Genomic DNA, 3,507 nt, shown 5'->3' with positions numbered 1-3,507 from the left:
CGACGGCAGCGTGTAGGCGGCCGCACGGGCCTCCTCGGTCGGCTGCACCTGGATGTCCCGGTACCGGGCGATGCCGGTGCCGGCCGGGATCAGCTTGCCGATGATCACGTTTTCCTTCAGGCCGACGAGCTTGTCCGACTTGGCGTTGATCGCCGCGTCGGTGAGCACCCGGGTGGTCTCCTGGAAGGAGGCCGCCGACAGCCACGACTCGGTGGCCAGCGACGCCTTGGTGATGCCCATCAGCGCCGGACGGCCGGCCGCGGGCTCGCCGCCCTCGGCCAGCACGCGACGGTTGGACGCCTCGAACTCCTTGCGCTCGATCACCGCACCCGGCAGGAACTCGGTCGAGCCGGAGTCGATGATCGTCACCCGCCGCAGCATCTGCCGGATGATGACCTCGATGTGCTTGTCGTGGATGCCGACGCCCTGCGAGCGGTACACGTTCTGCACCTCCCGCACCAGGTGCAGCTGCACCTCGCGCTGGCCCATGACCCGCAGCACCTCGTGCGGATCCGGGTTGCCCTCGAGCAGCTGCTGGCCCACCGACACGTGGTCGCCGTCCACCAGCAGGCGCTCGGAGCCGTCGACGGACATCGTCGCGAGCCGCTGCGTCTTGGGCAGCTTGTCGTAGACGATCTCCTCCGACCCGTCGTCCGGGGTGATGACGATCTTGAAGAACTTGTCGGCGTCCTCGATCCGGATCCGGCCGGCGGCGTCGGCGATCGGCGCCTTGCCCTTGGGGATCCGGGCCTCGAACAGCTCCTGCACACGCGGCAGACCCTGGGTGATGTCGGTCGAGCCCGACGCCGCACCCGTGTGGAAGGTCCGCATGGTCAGCTGGGTACCGGGCTCGCCGATGGACTGCGCGGCCACGATGCCCACCGCCTCGCCCACGTCGACGAGGTTGCCGGTGGCCAGCGAGCGGCCGTAGCAGACCGCGCACGTGCCGATGGCCGCCTCGCAGGTCAGCACGGAGCGCACCTTCGCGGTGGTGATGCCCGCCGCGACGGCGTCCCGCACGTGGTGCTCGCGCACGTCGGTGCCGGCCGGCACGACGACCGTGCCGTCCTCGGCGACCAGGTCGGCCGCCAGCACCCGGCTCTGCACCGAGGTCTCGATGAACTCGTTGATGTGCAGCGAGCCGTCGGCGTAGCGGTCGGCCATCGGCAGCGTGACGCCCCGCTCGGTGCCGCAGTCGGTCTCCCGGACGATGACGTCCTGCGAGACGTCGACCAGACGACGGGTCAGGTAGCCCGACTCCGCCGTCCGCAGCGCGGTGTCGGCCAGGCCCTTCCGGGCGGAGTGCGTGTTGATGAAGTACTCCAGCACCGACAGACCCTCGCGGAACGAGGAGCGGATCGGCCGCGGGATCTGCTGACCCTTGGAGTTGGCCACCACACCCTTCATGCCGGCCAGCGACCGGACCTGGATCCAGTTACCGGCGGCCCCGGCGTTGACCAGGGTGGACACCGGGTTGTCGGCCGGGTAGGCCGGCGGCAGCGCCTCCTCGATCTCGCGGGTCGCCGCCTCCCAGATCTTGACCAGGTCGTCGTTGCGCTCCTCGTGCGACAGGTTGCCGCGCTGGTACGCCTTCTCGACCCGCTCCGCCTCGATCTCGTGACGGAGAAGGATCTCCTCCTTCTGCGCCGGGATGATGACGTCCCCGATGGCCACCGTCATGCCCGAGCGGGTCGCCCAGTGGAAGCCGGCCTCCTTGAGCCGGTCCAGCACCTGCGCCACGACGGACATCGGGTAGTGCTCGGCCAGATCGTTGACGATCACGGCCTGCCGCTTCTTGGGCAGCTCCTCGTTCACGAACGGGTAGCCGTCGGGCAGCAGCTCGTTGAACAGGACCCGACCCAGGGTGGTGTCGGCCAGCCAGGGGGCACCCGGCTCGTGGTCCTCGGGCAGCGTGTCGAACTTGCCCGGGACGACCGAACCGGGCAGCCGCACCTTGATCGGCGCCCGCAGGTCGACCAGGCCGGCGTCCAGCGCCATGATCCCCTCGGCGGCCGAGGAGAAGACGGAGCCGGCGCCCGTGGCGCCTTCCTTGCGCCCGCACAGGTAGTACAGGCCGGTCACCAGGTCCAGGGACGGCATGGCCAGCGGCCGGCCGGAGCCCGGGGACAGGATGTTGTTGCTCGACAGCATGAGCACGCGGGCCTCGGCCTGGGCCTCGGCGGACAGCGGCACGTGCACGGCCATCTGGTCACCGTCGAAGTCGGCGTTGAACGCGGCACAGACCAGCGGGTGCAGCTGGATCGCCTTGCCCTCGACCAGCTGCGGCTCGAACGCCTGGATGCCCAGCCGGTGCAGCGTCGGCGCCCGGTTGAGCAGCACCGGGTGCGCGGAGATGACCTCCTCGAGGACGTCCCACACCTGCGGCCGCTGCCGCTCGACCATCCGCTTGGCCGACTTGATGTTCTGCGCGTGGTTCAGATCGACCAGCCGCTTCATGACGAACGGCTTGAACAGCTCGAGCGCCATCAGCTTGGGCAGGCCGCACTGGTGCAGCTTGAGCTGCGGGCCGACGACGATGACCGACCGGCCGGAGTAGTCGACGCGCTTGCCGAGCAGGTTCTGCCGGAACCGGCCCTGCTTGCCCTTGAGCAGGTCGGACAGCGACTTGAGCGGGCGGTTGCCCGGGCCGGTGACCGGCCGGCCGCGGCGGCCGTTGTCGAACAGCGCGTCGACGGCCTCCTGCAGCATCCGCTTCTCGTTGTTGACGATGATCTCGGGCGCGCCCAGGTCGATGAGCCGCTTGAGCCGGTTGTTCCGGTTGATCACGCGGCGGTACAGGTCGTTGAGGTCGGAGGTGGCGAACCGGCCACCGTCCAGCTGCACCATCGGACGCAGCTCCGGCGGGATGACCGGGACGCAGTCCAGCACCATGCCCAGCGGCGAGTTGGACGTCTGCTGGAACGCCGCGACGACCTTGAGCCGCTTGATCGCGCGGATCTTGCGCTGGCCCTTGCCGTTCTTGATGGTGTCGCGCAGCAGCTCGGCCTCGGCGTCGATGTCGAAGTCCGAGATGATCTGCTTGAGCGCCTCGGCGCCCATGCCACCGTGGAAGTAGTCGCCGAACCGGTCCTCGAGCTCGCGGTACAGCAGCTCGTCGACGATCAGCTGGCGCACGGACAGCTTGCGGAACAGGTCGAGCACCTCGTCGAGGCGGTCGATCTGGCGCTGCGCGCGGTCGCGGATCTGCCGCTGCTCGCGCTCGCCGCCCTCGCGCACCTTGCGGCGCACGTCGGACTTGGCCCCCTCGGCCTCCAGCTCGGCCAGGTCGGCCTCGAGCTTCTTGGCCCGGGCGTCGATGTCGGCGTCGCGCGCGTTCTCCAGGTTCTTGCGCTCGACCCCCATCTCGGCCTCGATGGTCGGCAGATCGTTGTGCCGGGCGGTCTCGTCGACGGAGGTGATCAGGTACGCCGCGAAGTAGATGATCTTCTCGAGATCCTTCGGGGCCAGGTCCAGCAGGTAGCCAAGGCGCGACGGGACGCCCTTGAA

1 protein-coding gene is annotated in these 3,507 nt (G+C 69.5%); it reads right to left on the bottom strand.

The features are described 5' to 3' along the window. A partial coding sequence (locus ACOJUF_RS02165) for a DNA-directed RNA polymerase subunit beta' (protein WP_420120223.1) occupies positions 1–3,507 on the bottom strand: 3,507 nt, incomplete at both ends.

This window comes from Nakamurella sp., from assembly GCF_048594475.1.
Classification (GTDB): Bacteria; Actinomycetota; Actinomycetes; order Mycobacteriales; family Nakamurellaceae; genus Nakamurella.
The sequence above is the reverse complement of the archived record's forward strand: the minus strand, read 5'-3'. Positions and strand labels throughout refer to the sequence as shown.